The following is a 17,839-nucleotide window of genomic DNA, read 5'->3' as shown; positions in this document are numbered from 1 at the left end:
GGAGCGGCGTCGCCGGGCTGCGACGCCGCTCCGGGTTCACTTGCTACGCGTGAGGCTGGTGCCCGTTCTCTCCCCGGTACGACTCGGCGAACGCTTCCTTCCCGGCCTTCGCAGCGTGGCGGATTGCCGTCGGAATGACGACCGCCTTGTCGCGCGCGTCACGAGCCCAGGTTTGCAGGCTCGCGCGCATTTCTTTTCCGGTGCGCGGCGCGGTCAGGTAGGCCGCCACGGCTCCGGCGGCGGCGCCCGTGGCGAAGGCGATGAAGAGGTGCTTTCTCTGGATCATGAGCTGGTCCTCCAAGTTTCGCTCCCGTCTCGATACACCGCAATGTCGGTGCCATCGCGCGTCCGTAAGAAAGCGCCTGACCGCTTCGTGAGGGAGGAGGGATTTCCTACATGCAGAGTAAGCACTTACCGTATCGGCGTGTTGCGGCCCGCAGGAGTTCACATTAGGTTGGGGTCGAGGCCAGTCATGGCACAGGCAAGGGTCGGTACATCGGGGTTCAGCTATCCGGAGTGGAAGCCGTCTTTCTATCCGGAGAAGCTTCCCCAGGAAGAGTTCCTCGCGTACTACGCCGGGCGTTTCACCACCGTTGAGATCGACTCCACGTTCTATCGGATGCCGAACACGAAGAAGATCGACACCTGGAAAGCGGCGGTGCCGGAGGGTTTTCGTTTCGCGATCAAGGCGTCGCGAAGGATCACGCACCTGGAGAAGCTGGCGGTGCCGTCGGAGGCGCTTCCTTACCTCGTCAAGACCGTGTCCCGCCTCGAGGACCGGCTCGGCACCGTGCTCTTCCAGACGCCTCCCACGCTGCGCTGCGATCTCGCACGCCTCGAGAGGTTTCTCGGTGAGCTCCCCGCAGGCTTTCCGTCCGCCTTCGAATTCCGGCACGATTCCTGGCTGACCGACGAGGTCTACGAGCTCCTGCGGCACCGTGGCGCCGGGCTCGTCATTCACGATGCCGACGATCACACGACGCCGCTCGTGGTGACGGCCGGTCTGTCGTACCTGCGCCTCCGCAAGTCCATTTACTCGCGCGAGGATCTGGCGGCGTGGGCCGAGCGTGCCCGCGCCTGGGTCGCGGACGGTGTCGACGTCTCCATGTACGTCAAGCACGAGGACAACCCCGACGCGCCCCAGATCGCGCTCGAGCTCCGCGCGATCACCGAGCGAGGCGCGCTCCGAGCCGCTCCAGAGCGCCGCGAAGGTCGGGAGCGTCCTCGAGCAGCGGCGCGAGGGGATCGTCCTTCAGCTTCTTCATCCGGCCGGGGACGGTCTCGATCGTGAATCGCGAAGGGTCGAGGCGCGCGTTCGCTTCGCTCCATCGGAGCGGCGTGGACACCTGCGCCCCCGGAACTGGCCGCGCGGAGAACGGCGCCACGAGCAGCTTGCCGTGGCCGTTCTGCAGGAAATCGATGTAAACCTTCCCGTCGCGCGCGTCGAGCGCGCGGGCGATTGTCGCGATCTCGGGAAACTCCGCCGCGAGAACGCGGGCGAGCAGCTCCGCGAGAAGCTTGCTCTCCTCGAACGTGCATTGCCGGCCGAGCGGGATCAGGACGTGCAGCCCCGTCGAGCCGGAGGTCTTGAGGTACGCGGGGAGCTCGAGCTCGTCGCACAGCGCCTTCGCGGCGACTGCCAGCTTCACGACGTGCTTGAACGGCGCTCCCTTCGGGTCGAAATCGAGGATGCACCAGTCGGGGCGTTGCAGGCTCGGCACGCGGCTCGACCAAACGTGGAGCGGGATCGTGCCCAGATTGATCACGTAGAGGAGCGAGGGCTCGTCGTCGCACACGAAGTAGTCGATCTCACGACCGCCGTGCTCGCTCCACATCCGCTCTTTCCGGAGCCACTCGGGGCCGAAGCCCGGGGCGTCTTTCTGGAAGAAGGACTTGCCGTGGATCCCATCCGGGTAGCGCGTCATCACCAGCGGGCGATCGTGCAGGTAGCGGAGGATCCAGGGCGCGATCGCGCGATAGTACGCGATGAGATCGCCCTTGGTGTGTCCCTCCTCGGGCCAGAAGACCTTCTCCAGGTTCGTGAATCGGACGGTGCGATCGACATCGGAGGGGACAGCTTCCGAAACTCGATCTGCAGAGTTTCGGAAGCTGTCCCCTCTGTCATCTGCGCAGTCCTCGGGCGTCTTGTCGTCGCGAACGCGCACGAAGACCGGATGGCGGAGCTGGCCGTCCCCGGTCCATTCCTTGTAGCGGACCTCGACGACGATCGCGGGATTCGTCCAGACGTGCTCCCGGCCTTTCGGTAGCGCTCCCGTGGCAGCGGGCTTGTCGCGTCGCTCCGCGTCGAGCCGCTCGCGAAGCGTTCCGAGCTGGCGATCGTCGAAACCGGTTCCCACGCGGCCCGCGTAGCGATAACCCTCTCCGTCCCGGACGGCCAGATGGAGCGCGCCGAATCCGGGCCGTCCACGCTTCGGCTCGGTGAACCCGACGACGACGAAATCGTCCGCGCGCTGAAAGCGCACCTTGACCCACTCGGCGCTGCGGCCGCGCCGGTAAGGCGCAGAGGCGCGCTTGCCCACGATCCCCTCGAGACCCATGCGACGTGCCGCTTCCAGGAAGTCGGCTCCGCGCCCTTCGAAGTGGTCGGCGAAGCGAACGGGACCGATCGAGGGAACGACCTTCTGAAGGATTCGCTTCCGCTCCGTCAGCGGAAGAGGCCGCGTATCGCGATCGCCGAACGCGAGAAGATCGAAGGCGAACAGGACGGCGGGATGCTCGAGCGACGCTCGATCGATCTCGGAGCGGCGGCTCAAGCGGCCGCGCTTCTGCAAGCGCCCGAAGCTGGGCTTGCCGTCGTCGTCGAGGACGACGACCTCCCCGTCGACGAGGACGCGGTCGTAGGGGAGTGCGGCGAGCGCGCGTGCGATCTCGGGGAAGGTGGACGTCGCGTCGCCGCCTCCACGAAACCGCAGCGACGGACGGCCGTCTTCACGCGCCGCGAGCAGGCGGTAACCGTCGTACTTGATCTCGAAGAGCCAGCCCTCACCGTCGGGCGGGGCCTTTGCCGCCTCGGCGAGCATCCACTCAATCTCCTTCGCGTTCACCGTTCGCTTGGGAGCCTTCAGTCGCTGAAGCTCGGCGTCGATCTCGCCCGTCTTGGCCGACGCGTCGCGCAGCTCCTCGACCGTGAGGCCCGAGAGCACCGACTCCTGGCGGAGCTCCTCGCCTTTGCGAACATGACCGTCGCGCTCCTTGATGAGGAGCCAGTCCTTCTCCGAGCGCTTGGTGCGAACGAGCGTGAATCGCCCACGAAGCTTGTAGCCGGCGAGGTCGAAGAGGAGCTTTCCCTTCTTCATGCCCGCGTGCGGATCTTCCAGGGCCGTCCACAGGCCCCGATCCCAGACGATCACCGAGCCCGCGCCGTAGTTCTCCTGAGGGATCACCCCCTCGAAGTCGGCGTACTCGAGCGGGTGGTCCTCGACGTGCACGGCGAGGCGCTTGTCGGCCGTGTCCATCGACGGCCCCTTGGGGACCGCCCAGGAGACCAGCACGCCGTCCAGCTCGAGCCGGAAGTCGAAATGAAGGCTGCGCGCGGCGTGCTTCTGGACGACGAAGAGGCCCGGCCGCGAAGGGACGCTCCCGCCGAAAGGCTCAGGAGTTCGCGCCGCCTCACGCTTGGCCCGGTAGGGCGCTAACTTGTCTGCTGGCTTACTTTTCGCCACGAGTGTATATACGAGCCGCGGGATCCTCGGAGATCACATTATGGCCGCACCCAGAGCGCTAGCGACCGCGACCGTCTCGTTCGGCATGGTGTCGATTCCCGTCAAGCTCTATTCCGCGGCGGAATCGTCGGCGGGCATCTCCTTCAACCTTCTCCACAAGGACTGCGGCTCGCGCCTCAAGCAGCAGTACATCTGCCAGAAGGACGGACAGGTCGTCGCACGCGAGCAGATGGTCAAGGGGTTCGAGTTCTCGCGCGACCAGTACGTCGTGTTCACGCCGGAAGAGATGAAGGAGCTCGAGGAGAAGGCGAGCCAGACGATCGAGATCGCCGAGTTCGTCTCCGCCTCCCTGATCGATCCGATCTACTTCGACAAGCCGTACTACGTCGGCCCCGACAAGGGAGGGGACCGCGCCTACCGGCTCCTCGCGAAGGCGATGCGCGACAGCGGCCGGGCCGCGCTGGCCAGGTACGGCGCGCGCGGCAAGCGCTATCTCGTCATGCTCCGTCCGACGGCCGACGACCGGCTCGTCATGCAGCAGCTCCACTACGTCGACGAGGTGCGGCCGACCTCGGAGATTCCGATCGGCGAGGTCGAGGTGCGCGAGCAGGAGCTGAAGCTCGCGATGCAGCTCATCGAGCAGATCTCGAGCGACGTCTTCCGGCCGGAATCCTACGAGGACGACGTCCGCAAGCGCATCCAGGAGGCGATCCAGCGCAAGGTCGACGGCAGCGAGGTCGCCATCGCACCGGTCGAGGCGCAGGGGGCCATGGTCATCGATCTCATGGAAGCGCTGAAGGCGAGCCTCGGAAAGAAGGCAGCGGCCTCGGAGGCGCAAGATCGCAAGCCTCCGAAGCGCGCGGCGCGCGAAGAGCAACCCGCTCCCGCCGAGCGCCGGCCGAAGGCGGCGGGTCGAGCCTCCAAAGCGTAGGCCCGTGTCGGTCACCACGGGATACTCGGCGCGGGAGGTGGCCAAGCTCCTCGGGCTCCCCGTCAGCCGCGTGCATTCGTACGTGCGCGCCGGGTTCCTGAAGCCAGCGCGCGGACCCAAGCGCGAGCTTGCGTTCACATTCCAGGACGTCGTCGTCCTTCGTACCGCGAGCGAGCTCGTTCGCTCGCGCATCGCGCCGTCGCGGGTCAAACGGATCTTGAAGAAACTCGCGAACGAGCTTCCCGAGGGTCGCACTCTCGCCGCGATGACGATCGTCGCGGAAGGGGATCGCGTCGTGGCGCGGGCCGGCGGGCAACGGTGGAATCCGGAGAACGGCCAGCAGCTCTTCGATTTCGACGTGGCCGAGCTGGCGGAAAGCGCCGAACCGATCGTCCGGCGTGCGGCGCGCGCGGCGAGAAGCGCCGAGGTCGAGTTCGACGCCGACGATTGGTACGAGCTGGGCGTTCACCTCGAGATCGCGGCTCCCGACGACGCGCGCGACGCCTATCGCAGGGCGCTCGAGCTGGCTCCGAGCCACGCGGAGGCGCACATCAACCTGGGCCGGCTGCTTCACGAGCAGGGTGAGCTCGCGGCCGCCGAGGAGCAGTACCGAGCCGCGCTCGCGTCTCATCCGGAATCGGTGGATGCCGCCTTCAACCTCGGCGTCGTCCTCGAGGATCAGGGCCGCAGCGACGAGGCCGTCTTTGTGTACGAGCGGATCGTGAAGAGGGAGCGCGGCTGCGCCGACGCCCACTTCAACCTGGCGAGGCTCTACGAGCGATCCGGGCGGACGATCGCGTCGCTACGCCACCTGAAGGAATACAAGAGGCTGACGGTCGATCACTGAAGACCGCTCGCCCACTCCGCAACCGTTCGCGACATCTCGGCGAGTAGATCGGCGTCGGAGCGGCCCGCCGACTTGAGGAGATGGAACATGTGATCGGCTCCCTCGAACACTTTCAACGTGGCGAGGGGTATCTCCGCGAGCACCGGGCGCAGAAGCTCGAGGTCGGCCAGCGTGTCGCGCGTTCCCTGGAGGAAGAGCATCGGCACCGTGACCCGCGACAGGTGCGCGGCGCGCGTGATCGACGGCTTTCCGGCCGGATGGAGCGGAAAGCCGAAGAAGACGAGCCCCTTCACGCCGGCGAGCGGCTCCGTCGCCGCCGCCTGCGACGTCATCCGCCCGCCCATCGATTTGCCACCGGCGAGGAGCGGCAGATCCGGCGCCGCCGCCGCAGCGGCCTTTACTGCGGCCCGCACGGTCGCCTGGAGCAACGGCGGCGGGTCGGGCCGCCGCGACTTCCGTTGCATGTAGGGGAACTCGTAGCGCAAGGAAGCGATCCCGTGCTCGCCGAGGGAAGCGGCCGCCGCCTCCATCCACGCGTGCCGCATCCCCGCTCCGGCGCCGTGAGCGAACACGAGAAGGTGGGAAGCGGATCGCGGGGCCTCGAGCAGCCCCGCGATCTCGCCGGACTCGATCGCGCGTGCCATCGAGCCGAGTGTACTGCTACCGATCCGCGACCACCGTGATGTCGCCGTTCACGGTCTTGATCGTCACCTTGTGGCCGCCGCCGCCCACCGCCGCCGACTTGCGAATGTACTTGCGCGCGCTGCCCTGGCTGTAGTCCCAATCGGGGCTGACGCTCGGCGCTCCGCCGCCCGGTGCGGTGATCGTGTACTCCTTGCTGCTGTTCTTGGTGAACGCGATCTCGAGGTCCAGGTTCATGCCGAAGCCCGACGGCACGTGGAGCACGACGGTTCCGGACATCGAGGTCAGCTCGACGTCCCCGCCGCCGCCCTTGAGGGCCACATCGATATTGCCGCCCATCGTCGTGGCCTTGACCCAGCCATCCACCGCGTCGAGCTTGATGTCTCCGCCCATCGTCTTGGCGCGGACGAACTTGCCCGCGTTCTTGACCGTGATGTTGCCGCCCATCGTCATCACGTCGGCGCCTTCCGGAGCGTCGTCGGTGTTGATCTCTCCTCCCATCGTCGAGATCTGAACCGTCTCGGGGCCGACCTCTGCACCGTCGGCGCCGCCGGTGTTCGGCGGCGACGCGAGCTTGCCGTCCGTTCGGCGCACGTTCTTGTAACTGACATTGCCGCCCATCGAGCTGCCCTTGACGTTGCCGGTCACGTTCTCGATCGTGACCTCTCCGCCCATCGTCGACACGGAACCATCGAGCGTGGAATCCTTGACGCTGATCTCTCCGCCCATCGTCTTGAGCTTCGCCTCGCCCTCGACGTCGTGGAGAGAAATCTCGCCGCCCTTGGTCTCGCCGCTGAACGCGCCCGTGACCCCGTCGATGGAGAGGCCGCCTCCCATCGAGTCGATCGCGACGTCGTAGCGGCTGGGCACGCGGATCTCGAGCTCGATGTTCGAGGTCTGGCTGTGTTGGCCGCTTTGATATTTGGTCTCGACTCTCACGTCGCTTCCGCTCTGAGTGAACTCGATCCCGCAATCGGGCGAGCATGAGAGCTTGTACGATACGGTGACGGATGACCCACCCGTTCCGGCGATCTTCACGCCGCCTCCGGTCTTGAGCTCGAGCGTCAGCTTGCCTCCTGCGGCGACCTTGAAATCGCGGCTGCCGGACGATTCCGTGGCCGATGCCACACCGACGGCGGTGAAGACCAGAGCGGCCACGAGCAGTACTCTCTTCATCGGATCCTCCTTCAAAGTTTCTTCTCGAGCTCGGCGAGCCGGACCATGAGCGCTTCGTTCCCCGGCGCCGGTCGCGTGCGGATCGCCTCGCGGATCTGCCGGCGATCGACGGGACGCGACGCGAGCGACTCGAGCGCCGCGAGGCGGACCTGCACCGACGGGTCGTCCTTGAGAGCGTCCATCAGCGCGGATCGCACCCCTTCCTCGTCGAGGCGCGAGGCGAGGACGGTGAGCGCGGCGAGGCGCACCGCGACGTTCTCGTCTCGCCGCAGGGCGAAGATCACCGCTTTCTCGATCGTCGGATCGAGGCCGCCGGCGGCGAACGACATCGCTTTCAGGCGCTCGCCCACGCTCGACGGGTTCAGGAGCGATTGCGCGACGACCTCGCGGGCGAGCGGCGAGCGGATCGAATCGACGGTCGCGAGGTGGGTCGTGACGTCGAAGTCGAGCGCGACGCGATCGTCCGGGAGTCGCCGGAAGGACACGTTCGAGTAGGTGAACGGCGAGTCCTCGACGTCCGCGAGCTCCCGGTTCGACGCCGCCTCGGCGCGGAGCGAATCCATGAGGCGCGACGAGGGGCGATCGCTCGACCGGCCGACGAGGAGCCCGATGACGAACGGCAGGACGATGCCCGCCGCGATCGCGGCGAACCGAAGAGGACGGCCGGTGCGACGGCGCGAGAGCTGCCTCAGGACGCGGACTTGACGAAGGTCGAGCTCGTCTTCGTCGGGCTCGGGCATGCGCGCCGCCGCTTCGGTGAGCGCATCGTGAATCGCCAGTAATCCTCGGCAGTGTTCGCACGACGCGGCGTGCGCGCGCAATTCGGCGATGGATTCGAAACGGGGACAGTCGCTCATCGGAGTGACTCCTCGGACGCGTTCATCAATGTGCGCAGCTTCGCGAGGCCGCGGAACAGGACGTTCCTTGCGGTCCCCTCGCTGCATTCGAGCGCCGCCGCGATCTCGCGCGTGGAGCGCTCTCCGTAGTAACGAAGAACGATGGCGAGCCGGTGCTTGGCGCCGAGCGCGGCGAGCGAGCGGGTGAGCGCGCGCCCCGCGACCAGGCGCTCGCCGGGATGACGCGCGTAACCGCTCGACTCGTCGAGCTCGGTCGTCTCCAGGCGTGCGGAGGACCTCTTCCGGTTCATCGCCTCGTTCGCCGCGATCCGCACGATCCAGCTCTTCAGCGTGCCTTCCCCGCGGAAGCTCGACAGGCGCGAGTAAACCTTCAGGAAAGTCTCCTGGACGACGTCGAGCGCATCGTCCGGGTCGCCCACGTACCCGTAGGCGACGCGGTAGACGAGGCGGCGGTATCGCCGCATGAGCCGGTCGAAGGCCAGATCCGACCCCGACCGGATCGCCGCGATCAGCTCGTCATCCGTCGGTTCGAACAGTTCCAACACGCCCTCCGACCCATAAAGACACCGGTCGCGGCGGTTTGTTAGCAGCCGGCTCTATCGCGGCCGCTGGGCCCGAGCGTTCGCCGATCGTACCACCGCGACCACGTATACTCGCGCGCGATGGTGCGGCTCGTGCTCGCGGTCTTCCTGATCTGGGGATGCGCGTCGCTCGGGCGCCGCATCTCCCGCTCGACCTTGACCGGCTTCGCTCATTTCGCCTGGGACGCGCCGGTGGGCCTCGCCGTGCTGATGGCGGCGATGCTCGCCGTCGGACTCTTTCCCGGAATGTACAGGCCGGCTCCGCTCCTCGGATTGGCGGGAGCGGTCCTCGCGGGGTCGATCGTGTGGGACCTTGCGAAGCGGACGGCGCGACCGCCCGCGACCGGGGGCGAGATCGCCGCCGGTTCGACGATCGCCGTCGTCGCCGCGCTGGGTTTTTTCTGGGATCGGGTCCCCCCGGTCTTCTTCGACACGCTGTCGTATCACTTCGCGCAGCCGGGCCTGTGGCTCGTGCAGGGCCGCATCGCTCCCGAGAGCTGGAGCCTGCACTCGTGGTTTCCTCCCGGCATGTCGGTCCTCTTCGGTGCCGCGTTGGCGGCCTCGGGGGAGGCGGCCGCGAACGATGTGAACCTCGTCGTCGGGCTCATGCTCCTCGCGATGGCCGGCGATCTCGCGCGCCGGCTCTTCCACGACGAGGCCGCGGCGCCGATCGCGGTCGCGCTTCTCGCGACGCTGCCGATCGCGATCTTCGCCTTCGGGATCCCCGCCGCCGATCTCGGGCACGGTGCGTTCTCGTTCGGGGCGTTGGGTTCGATCCTCGTCGCACGGGGCGACGCCGACCGGTCGTGGCTGCGACGCGCCGGGATCCTCGCGGCGGGCGCGGTTCTCACGAAGTATCTGGGGTGGATCGTCCCGGTCGGCGTCGGGATCGTCGTCCTTCATCCGCGCCGCGCCGCGTGGCTCCTCGTGCCGCCGCTCATCGCGGTGATCCCTTGGCTCATCGCCGATGCGCGCGCCACCGGCAACCCGGTCGCGCCGGTCTTCTCACGGGCGATCGCGACGCGCGGCCTGGCGCCGGGCGGCGCCGAGGCGTTCGCCCTCGACGCGCACGGCGGCCTCCCCGGCGCCGGCGAGATCTCCGCCGCGGCGCGCCGCCTCGTGACCGGCGACCCGGGGGCGGCGCGTAGCTATCCGAATCCGGCGTGGGGGTTCACGCTTCTCGTCGCCGTGCCGATGGGCTTCTGGCTCCGCAGGAACGAGCCGGCGATGCGCTCTCTCGTGCTGCTCGGCGTCGTGCTCGTCGCGCTCTGGCTCGTCACCTACCGCTGGGAGCGCTTTCTCGTCGCGGCGTCGGGATTGTTCGCGGTCGCGGCGTCGGGCGGGATCGCGGCCGCCTCGCGGCGTCGAGGCGTGGCTCTCGCGCTCGTCCCGATCGTCGTCCTGCTCGCCGGCCTAGGAGCCTGGCGAGCCGTGCTCGACCTCACCGCATTCACCGGCGGCGCGACGGTGGCGCTCGGCGCGCTCTCGCCGGATGCGTTCGTCGCCCGGTCGCTGCCGTTCACGGAGGTCTATGTGGCGGCGGGCCGCCGTCTCGGCCCGCGGGACCTCGTGCTCGTCGTCGGCGAGAACCGCCACTTCGGCCTTGACGTGCCGCACGCCGCGCCGACCGTCTTCAACCTCCACCCGCTTGCGGAACGGCTGGCGGCGGGCGACTCGCCTCAAGCGGCGCTCACCGAGATGCGGCGCCAAGGCTTCAGCCATCTCATCGTCGATCCGGCACGCATCCGTGCCGATGCCGCGCACTATCCTTCGCTCGCGGCGTTCCGCGGGCAAGATGCGTGGCTGAGCGCGCTCATCGCGGCGCTTCCCGCCCCGCTTGCGGCGAGCGGAAGCGCGGCGCTCTACGAGATCCCCGCGTTTGGCGAGGCTCCGTAGGCGAAACGACGTAGAATCCGCCCCCATGGGGTTCCTCACGCACCTCTTCTACCCCTATGGGATGTTCCTCCAGATCGCCGCCGTGGCGCACTTCTTCTGGCGCCGCCGCGCCAGCATGATGTGGCTGTGGATCATCTTCATTGGTGGGTTCGTCGGGGCCGCCGCTTATCTCATCGTCGAGGTCTTCTCGGAGGCGGACATCCTCCGCGTGGCCGCGAGGCGCCGGGACCGCAAGACGCGCATCTCCGCCGTCGAGGCGCAGATCGTCGACAATCCGTCGGTCGCCAATCTCGAGGAGCTGGGCGAGCTCTACTGGGACGAGAAGGAATACGCGAAGGCGCGCGAGACGTTCGACCGGGCGATCAAGACCCGGAGCGACTCGGCACGGACGTTCTACTTCCGCGGCCGCTCGGCGCTCGAGCTGGGCGATGCCGCGGCGGCCGTTCCCGATCTCGAGATGGCGTTCAAGTCGGAGCCGACCTTGGACTTCTACCGCGGCGGCATGTACCTGGCGCGCGCCTACGACGCCGTCGGCCGGGGCGCCGATGCCGAGCGCGTCTTCTCGGCGACCATGGAGCGCACGAGCACTCCGGAGATGCTGTTCCAGTACGCCGCGTTCCTGAAGGACCGGAACCGGCCCGACGAAGCGCGCGAATGGCTGACCCGTCTCGACGACACAAAGCGGACGGCTCCGCGCTTCGTGCTACGGACCGAGCGGGCGTGGTTCAGTAAAGGGAAGGCGCTGCAAAAACAGCTCTCGGCTTTGCCATGATCGACATCGACCGACTCTCGAAGCGTTATGGCGCGCTGAACGCCGTCGACGGTCTCTCGCTCCGCGTCGAGCGCGGCGAGATCCTCGGTCTCGTCGGGCCGAACGGCGCCGGCAAGACGACGACGCTCCGGTGCGCCTCCGGCATTATCCCGCCGACCGCGGGGTCGATCCGCATCGCCGGGTTCGATCTCGAGAAGGATCCCGTCGAAGCGAAGCGCCGTACGGCCTTCGTTCCCGACGAGCCGCGTCTCTTCGATTACCTGACCGCGCGCGACCATCTCCGGATCACCTCCCGCCTCTACGGCGTGGCGGACGGCGCGGCCCGCGCCGAGACGCTGCTCGACGAGCTCGAGCTGGGCGATCGCAAGGACGCCTATCCCTCCGAGCTGTCGCGCGGCATGAAGCAGAAGCTCATGGTCGCGATGGCGCTCCTCCACCGCCCGGAGGCGCTCCTGCTCGACGAGCCGCTCACCGGCCTCGACCCCGTGGCGATCCGGCGGATGAAGGACCGCATCCGCGAGACGGCACGAAGCGGAGTCGCCGTGATCCTCTCGTCGCACATGCTCCACCTCGTCGAGGAGCTGTGCCGCCGCGTCGTCATCGTCGTCGGCGGAAAGAAGGCCCTCGACGGTACGCTCGACGAGATCCGCGGCGCGCTTCCCGAAGGGGCGCGCGGTGATCTCGAGTCGATCTTCCTCAAGACCGTCGGCGAGGACGAGGACCTTCCCGCGTGATCCGCGTCCTGGTCGAGCTCCAGGCGCTCACGCTTCGCGGCCGCGTCGTCCGCTCGCTTCGCCTGCTGCGGCAGCCGAAGTACCTGGTCGGCGCGGTCGTCGGCACGCTCTGGATGCTCACGTGGGTGGGGCGTCCGCTGCTGCGGGCGAACACGCCTCTTCGAGCGGGAGGCATCGATCGGATTCCGGGACCGTGGGCCGATACCGCATCGCTCGGTGTCGCGCTCGCCGTCACGCTCGCGATGCTGCTTCCATGGCTCCTGCCGTGGGGGCGTCCCGGTCTGCGCTTTCGCGAGGCCGAGCTGACGATGCTCCTTCAGGCACCGCTCGCGCGGCGCCAGGTGATCGGCTACGGGCTGCTCAAGGCCGGGATCGGCACGGTGGTCACCGCGACGCTCCTTTCGCTCGTGCTCGGTCCGCTCCACTTTCCAGGGCTCCTCGCACTCTTCGCGTTCTGGGGCTTGAACGCCGCGTGGCGATCGATGTTCCTGCTCGAGCAGCGCGAGCACCCGCGCGCGGTCGCTCGCCGCGCGATCGTGACCGCGGTCGCCGGCGGCTATGCCGCCGTCCTGATCGCGCTCGCCTCGCGCTTCATTCAGCTGCTCGTCGCCAGTGGCGCCACATCTCCGCCGGCGGCGCCTCGACTCCTGACCGCGCTACTCTTGCCCGGACGCCTTCTGACGGCGCCGCTCCTCGCCCAAGGCACCGCGAAGATCCTCGTCGCCGCCCTTCCCGTCGCGATTCTGGCTTTGGTGCAGCTCGAGATCGTGCTGCGCAGCCGCGCGCCGTTCGAGGAGGCGTCGCTCGAGTGGGCGAAGGCGAACGACGAGCGGGGCGCCCGGGGACGCCGCGGGTCGCGCGCGCGAGGAAAGCTCGGCCGTCATTGGCAGGTGTTCGAGCTCAAGGGCGCCGGCCGCGCCGAGGTCGCGATCGTCTGGAAGAACCTGATGCGCGTCTCGCGTATTCCGATGACGCGGGCGATCGCTTCGGCGGCCCTGCTCCTCGTTGCTCTCGTCGCGATCGCGTGGATCGTGCCGGTCTACCCGGCCATCTACGGCGTCCTCGCCGGTGCCGGCCTCTTCACCGCGGCGACGGCACCGGTCTTCGGCGGCATGTCGTGGACCAACGACCTGCGCACGGAGCTCCAGCACCTCGAGCTCGTGCGCACGTGGCCCGTGGCACCGTTCCGGTTCGTCCTCGCCGAGGTGGTCTCGTCCGCGAGCCTGAGCACGCTCGTCGGAATGTTCGGCCTGGGGGTCGCGCTCGCCGGAACGTTCGGTGCGCAGATCAGCGCCGCCAACGGCGTTCCGCTGCGCATCTTCCCGGTGTCCGGCACGCTCGGAGTCTCGACCACGGGGCTCGTGCTCCTCGGCCTCCCGAGCTTCGTGCCCCTTCTCGCCGGCGCAGCGTTCGCGATCTCGGCGCTCCAGAACACGGCCACGCTCTTCATTCCGGCGTGGATGGTCCAGACGGCCGACACCCAGCGCGGCATCGCGGCGGTGGGACGCAACACGATCGTCGGGACGGCGATGTTCCTCGGGGTCGCGATCGCGCTCATCCCCAGCGCCCTCCTCGTCGGTCTCGCGATGTTGATCCAGCGTTGGATGGGCTTACCGTGGAGCGCGTGGGCGTTCCCGCTGTGGGGCGTTCTCGCGGCGGTGCCGCTCTTCGGCCTGGGCGTCATGCTCATCGGCTTCGCCACGAAGTTGTGGTCCGCGCTCGACCCGTCGCAGGAGCTGCTCGAGATCGGGAGATAGGCGCATGAAAGGACGACCGGCGGCGGTCTGGATCGCGGTCGGCATCGGCATCGGCGTCGCGATGGGGGCGGCGACGCACGCGATGGCGCTCTGGATCTGCATCGGCGTGGTTCTCGGCGCCGCGATCGGAGGAGTCGCCGCAAGACGGAGGGACGAATGACCGATTCACCGGAGCGCGTCCTCTTTCTGACCCCGCTGTCGCACTTCTCCCGCAAGGTGCGCATCGTGTTGCGCGAGATCGGCCTCGCCCACGCCGAGACGTTCGTCCCCGATCTCCTGTCCGCGGATCCCGCCGACTTCGGTGGGAATCCGATCTTGCGTGTCCCGGTCCTTCGGGACGGCACGACATGGGTCATCGAGTCGGACCAGATCGCCCGCCACGTGCTCGAGACCTACGACCGAGGCGCCGATCGGTTCGCGTTCTTCTCCATGGACGTCGCGCAGCGCAACGCGCTCTCGATCGTCTCGGCGGTGATGGGCGCGGAGGTGGAGCTTCTGCTCTCCAAGAGGAGCGGGCTCGAGACGGGGACGAGATACTTTCAGCGATACCGCGAGGTGGTGGCGCGCGGTTTGGCGTGGCTCGAAGGTAACGCCGGGGCGATCTGGCCGGACGTCCGTTTCTCGTACCTCGACATCGCCCTGATCTGCATGTGGGACCACCTCGGTCACTATCGATTCCGCGAGGAGGCGCGCGCCTTCCCCTGGATTGAAGCGCGAACGAAGCGTCACGCTTCCCGCGAAAGCGTCGCCGCGACGTCACCGGAACGGATGCAGGCCCTGCAATGGGAGCTGTACCCCAGTCAGAGACCTTCTTGACGTACGATGGAAACGATCGACCCGGGAGACGAACCATGAAGACAGCCGTCATCGCGATCCTTTTCTTCACGGTCTCACTCAACAACGTTCTCGCCGAAGAGCACGCCAGCCTCGACGGGAAGGTGTTCTCCGGCGAGCTCAACAAGGCCGGCGATTCGAAGAGCGACAAGGACACCCTCACGTTCAAGGGCGGCAAGTTCCTGTCCGCGGCCTGCGTCGCCTACGGCTTCCGCGAGGCGCCCTACACCGTCAGCGAGAAGGACGGCGTCACGACCTTCACCGCGACCGCGACCAACGACAAGGGAGAGTCGATGGCCTGGACGGGGACGATCAAGGGGGGCGCCGTCGAGGCGACGGCGGTGAACACGTCGCCTTCGGGCGCGACGAGCTACACGTTCAAGGGCAAGGCGGGCGCCATGAAGGTGAAGGGCGACGAGCATCCGAAGGGCGAGCACCCCGAGCATCCCAAGCCATGAAGGCGACTCTCGCTCTCGCGGCGCTCCTTCCATCGCTCGTTCTCGCGTCGCAGAAGCCCCCCGCGCTCCGCGTTCCGATCGAGCAGATCGAGAAAGCGATTCAGGATCACATTCTCGCGGCGACCAAGGCGGGCGACGGGTACTTCCGCGTGCCGTACGAGGGGCACGACCTGCAGCTCAAGCTCGTGCGCGTCCATACCGAGTACCTGGCCGATCTCGGCGGCGGCGTGCAGTTCGCGTGTGTCGATCTCGTCGGCACCGACGGGCCGGTGTACGACGTCGACTTCTTCATGAAGGGGCTGCCCGGTCCGGCGACGGTCACGGAGACCACCGTCCACAAGATCGACGGGCAGCCGCTCTACGCCTGGGACCAGAAGGACGACGGCACGTGGATCCGCGTGCCGGTCACCGAGGCGCCGGATGCGCTCCTCGGCGTCATCCGCGGCGAGGATCGATTCGAGTTCGATTACCGGGTCAAGGTTCCGGCGCTCTCCGGTCCCGCCAAGCTCTGGATCCCGCTCGCCCAAACGGACGCCTTTCAAACTGTCACCGTCGACGAGCTCCACGCGCCGGCGTCGCATCGCGAGCTGGACGAGAAGGCGCACGGCAACAAGGTTCTGTTCGTGACGCTCGTCCCCGAGGATGCCGGCTCGATCGTCGAGGTGAAGTACGACGTCAAGCGCATCGAGAAGGCGCCGTACGCCGGCTCCGGCTCCCCGAAGACGTTCCTGGCGCCGGAAAAGCTGGTTCCGAACGACGAGAAGTTCCGGCAGATCGCGAAAGAGGTCACCAAGGGAAAGCCGACCGATCTCATGCGCGCCCGCGCGCTCTACGATCACGTCATCGAGAAGATGCGCTACGCGAAGAACGGCGAGGGCTGGGGCAACGGCGATGCGGAGTTCGCGTGCGACGCCAAGCACGGCAACTGCACCGATTTCCACGCCTACTTTATCGCTCTGGCGCGCTCGATCGGCATCCCGGCCCGTTTCGCCATCGGCGCGTCGATTCCCTCCGAGCGCGACGACGGCGGCATCGACGGCTATCACTGCTGGGCCGAGTTCCATGCCGACGGCAAGTGGTGGCCGGTCGACGTGAGCGAGGCGGACAAGAACAAGCGCCTCGCCACCTACTACTTCGGCCACAACCCCGCGAATCGCATCGAGCTCTCCCGTGGGCGCGACCTCGTGGTCGACCCCGGTCCCGCCGGGGGGCCGATCAATTTCCTCGCCCACCCCGTGCTCGAGGTCGATGGAAAGCCGGTCAAGATCAAGGCGGACTTCAGCTTCCGGCGCGAGACCCAGTCGGCTTCGATCACGCACTGACCACGACCGGGAACAATTCACGCCCTTCCCGCGTATCCTCTTGGGTCGCCAGGGGGTTCTCCCGGGGAAAGGGGCTCAATCGGGATGTGGAAGCGGCACAAGGGGAAGCTCATCGTCGCCGTCATCGTTCTGGTGTTCGGCGGCTGGGTCGGCGCGGGCATCTATAAGAAGAAGAACCAGGCCACCGAAGTCACGATGGCCAAGGTCAAGGTCCAGGACGTCGTCGGAAAAGTCATCGCCAACGGGAAGATCCAGGCCGAGAACAAGGTCGACCTCTCGGCGTTGATCATGGGCCAGATCGTGAACCTCGTGGTCCGCGAGGGCGACCGGGTCGAGAAGGGGGACTTCCTCCTCCAGATCGACAAGAACCGGGCGGCGGCGGAAGAGGCCAGCTCGGCGGCCGCGGTGCAGGCGAGCCTCGCGGACCTCGACTCGGCGAAGGCGGCGATGGACCAGGCCGACAACGATCTCGGCCGCGCGCGGAAGAACCACGAAGCGGGGATCATCCCCGAGGCGGACTACCAGCGCGCGCAATCGAGCTTCGACAGCAGCAGGGGAGCCTACGCCGCCGCGGAGCAGCGCATCGCGCAGAATCGCGCGATCGTCAACGCGAACCACGACACGGTGACGAAGTCGACGGTGCGCGCGCCGATCTCCGGGATCGTGACGACGCTCCGCGTGAAGGCCGGCGAGGTCACCGTGCTCGGCACGATGAACAACCCGGGCACGCAGCTCATGACGATCTCCGACATGGCGACCGTCCAGGCGGTGCTCATGGTCGACGAGACCGACACGCCCAACATCACGGTCGGCCAGAAGGCGATGCTCGCGCTCGACTCATATCCCGGCAGGAAGTTCGACGGCGTCGTGACCGAGGTGGGGCACTCGCCGATCCTGAAGGACGACACCGAGCTGCAGGGTCTCATCGCGACGACCGAAGCGATCAACTTCAAGGTCAAGGTCAAGATCATCGACCCGCCGCCGACGATCCGGCCCGGGTTCTCGGTGACGGCCGACATCATCACCGGCACCAAGTCGAAGGTGCCGACGATCCCGCTCGCCGCGGTCGTGATCCGCGATTCTCCGAAGGGGGAGAAGGACACGACGGGCCGGATCAAGACCGAGGAAGGGGTCTACGGCGTCGCCGACGGCAAGGTGCGCTTCGTGCCGGTCAAGACCGGCCTCACCGGCGAGCTCGACGTCGAGGTCGAGAACGGCGTCAAGGAAGGCGAGACGGTGATCAGCGGTCCGTTCAAGACGCTGAGGTCGCTCAAGGAAGGGGACAAGGTCAAGGAGATGACCGAAGAGCAGAAGAAGGCCGCCGAGTCGGGGGCGGGGTCGTCGTAGCG

General features: G+C 67.6%; 17 protein-coding genes and 1 pseudogene. 12 read left to right on the top strand and 6 right to left on the bottom strand.

From position 1 onward, the window contains the following. Positions 1-43: 43 nt before the first annotated feature. Entirely contained in the window at positions 44-286 is a 243-nt protein-coding gene (locus VFV19_18335; protein HEX4826264.1) for a YtxH domain-containing protein, read from the bottom strand. Positions 287-328: 42 nt separating this feature from the next. Here VFV19_18335 and VFV19_18330 point away from each other — a divergent pair. Then, positions 329-1,153: pseudogene (locus tag VFV19_18330) on the top strand (DUF72 domain-containing protein). 13 nt (positions 1,154-1,166) lie between these two features. Here the strand turns inward: VFV19_18330 and ligD are convergent. Beyond that, entirely contained in the window at positions 1,167-3,683 is a 2,517-nt protein-coding gene (gene ligD, locus VFV19_18325; protein ID HEX4826263.1) for a DNA ligase D, read from the bottom strand. Positions 3,684-3,723: 40 nt separating this feature from the next. On the opposite strand from ligD, the gene VFV19_18320 reads away from it, so the two are divergent. Further along, a complete protein-coding gene (locus tag VFV19_18320; GenBank protein ID HEX4826262.1) occupies positions 3,724-4,614 on the top strand; it encodes a Ku protein in 891 nt (296 codons plus the stop codon). Positions 4,615-4,618: 4 nt separating this feature from the next. Further along, the gene (locus VFV19_18315) at positions 4,619-5,461 is read left to right on the top strand and encodes a tetratricopeptide repeat protein (protein ID HEX4826261.1); all 843 of its coding nucleotides are present in this window, start codon (positions 4,619-4,621) and stop codon (positions 5,459-5,461) included. Here VFV19_18315 and VFV19_18310 read toward each other — a convergent pair. Genes VFV19_18310 through VFV19_18295 form a run of 4 tightly spaced genes read right to left on the bottom strand, consistent with a single transcriptional unit; the run spans position 5,455 to position 8,678 of the window. After that, entirely contained in the window at positions 5,455-6,105 is a 651-nt protein-coding gene (locus tag VFV19_18310; protein HEX4826260.1) for an alpha/beta family hydrolase, read from the bottom strand. The genes VFV19_18315 and VFV19_18310 overlap by 7 nt on opposite strands. A gap of 16 nt (positions 6,106-6,121) precedes the next feature. Then, the gene (locus tag VFV19_18305) at positions 6,122-7,279 is read right to left on the bottom strand and encodes a hypothetical protein (protein ID HEX4826259.1); all 1,158 of its coding nucleotides are present in this window, start codon (positions 7,277-7,279) and stop codon (positions 6,122-6,124) included. An 11-nt stretch (positions 7,280-7,290) separates the two neighbouring features. Further along, entirely contained in the window at positions 7,291-8,136 is an 846-nt protein-coding gene (locus VFV19_18300) for a HEAT repeat domain-containing protein (protein HEX4826258.1), read from the bottom strand. Continuing rightward, positions 8,133-8,678, bottom strand: coding sequence for an RNA polymerase sigma factor (locus VFV19_18295; GenBank protein HEX4826257.1), 546 nt, complete (start codon positions 8,676-8,678; stop codon positions 8,133-8,135). The genes VFV19_18300 and VFV19_18295 overlap by 4 nt, the downstream gene beginning before the upstream one ends. Before the next feature lie 120 nt (positions 8,679-8,798). Here VFV19_18295 and VFV19_18290 point away from each other — a divergent pair, with 120 nt between their 5' ends. From VFV19_18290 to VFV19_18250, 9 genes are all read left to right on the top strand, one after another. Continuing rightward, entirely contained in the window at positions 8,799-10,613 is a 1,815-nt protein-coding gene (locus tag VFV19_18290) for a hypothetical protein (GenBank protein HEX4826256.1), read from the top strand. A gap of 25 nt (positions 10,614-10,638) precedes the next feature. Further along, a complete protein-coding gene (locus VFV19_18285) occupies positions 10,639-11,385 on the top strand; it encodes a tetratricopeptide repeat protein (GenBank protein ID HEX4826255.1) in 747 nt (248 codons plus the stop codon). Continuing rightward, positions 11,382-12,119, top strand: a complete 738-nt coding sequence (locus VFV19_18280; protein HEX4826254.1) for an ABC transporter ATP-binding protein — start codon at positions 11,382-11,384, stop codon at positions 12,117-12,119. Before VFV19_18285 ends, VFV19_18280 begins: the two co-directional genes overlap by 4 nt. Next, a complete protein-coding gene (locus VFV19_18275; GenBank protein ID HEX4826253.1) occupies positions 12,116-13,876 on the top strand; it encodes a putative ABC exporter domain-containing protein in 1,761 nt (586 codons plus the stop codon). Before VFV19_18280 ends, VFV19_18275 begins: the two co-directional genes overlap by 4 nt. 4 nt (positions 13,877-13,880) lie before the next feature. Continuing rightward, positions 13,881-14,036: a hypothetical protein gene (locus tag VFV19_18270; protein ID HEX4826252.1), complete on the top strand. Its 156-nt coding sequence runs from the start codon at positions 13,881-13,883 to the stop codon at positions 14,034-14,036. Beyond that, positions 14,033-14,692 (top strand): glutathione S-transferase family protein, encoded by a 660-nt coding sequence (locus VFV19_18265; protein ID HEX4826251.1) that lies wholly within the window; start codon positions 14,033-14,035, stop codon positions 14,690-14,692. The genes VFV19_18270 and VFV19_18265 overlap by 4 nt, the downstream gene beginning before the upstream one ends. A gap of 35 nt (positions 14,693-14,727) precedes the next feature. Continuing rightward, positions 14,728-15,168 (top strand): hypothetical protein, encoded by a 441-nt coding sequence (locus tag VFV19_18260; protein HEX4826250.1) that lies wholly within the window; start codon positions 14,728-14,730, stop codon positions 15,166-15,168. Beyond that, entirely contained in the window at positions 15,165-16,490 is a 1,326-nt protein-coding gene (locus VFV19_18255; protein ID HEX4826249.1) for a transglutaminase domain-containing protein, read from the top strand. The genes VFV19_18260 and VFV19_18255 overlap by 4 nt, the downstream gene beginning before the upstream one ends. Positions 16,491-16,574: 84 nt before the next feature. Next, positions 16,575-17,837, top strand: coding sequence for an efflux RND transporter periplasmic adaptor subunit (locus VFV19_18250; GenBank protein HEX4826248.1), 1,263 nt, complete (start codon positions 16,575-16,577; stop codon positions 17,835-17,837). Positions 17,838-17,839: the final 2 nt, after the last annotated feature.

Source organism: Candidatus Polarisedimenticolaceae bacterium (assembly GCA_036275915.1).
Lineage (GTDB): Bacteria > Acidobacteriota > Polarisedimenticolia > Polarisedimenticolales > DASRJG01 > DASRJG01.
The sequence above is the reverse complement of the archived record's forward strand: the minus strand, read 5'-3'. Positions and strand labels throughout refer to the sequence as shown.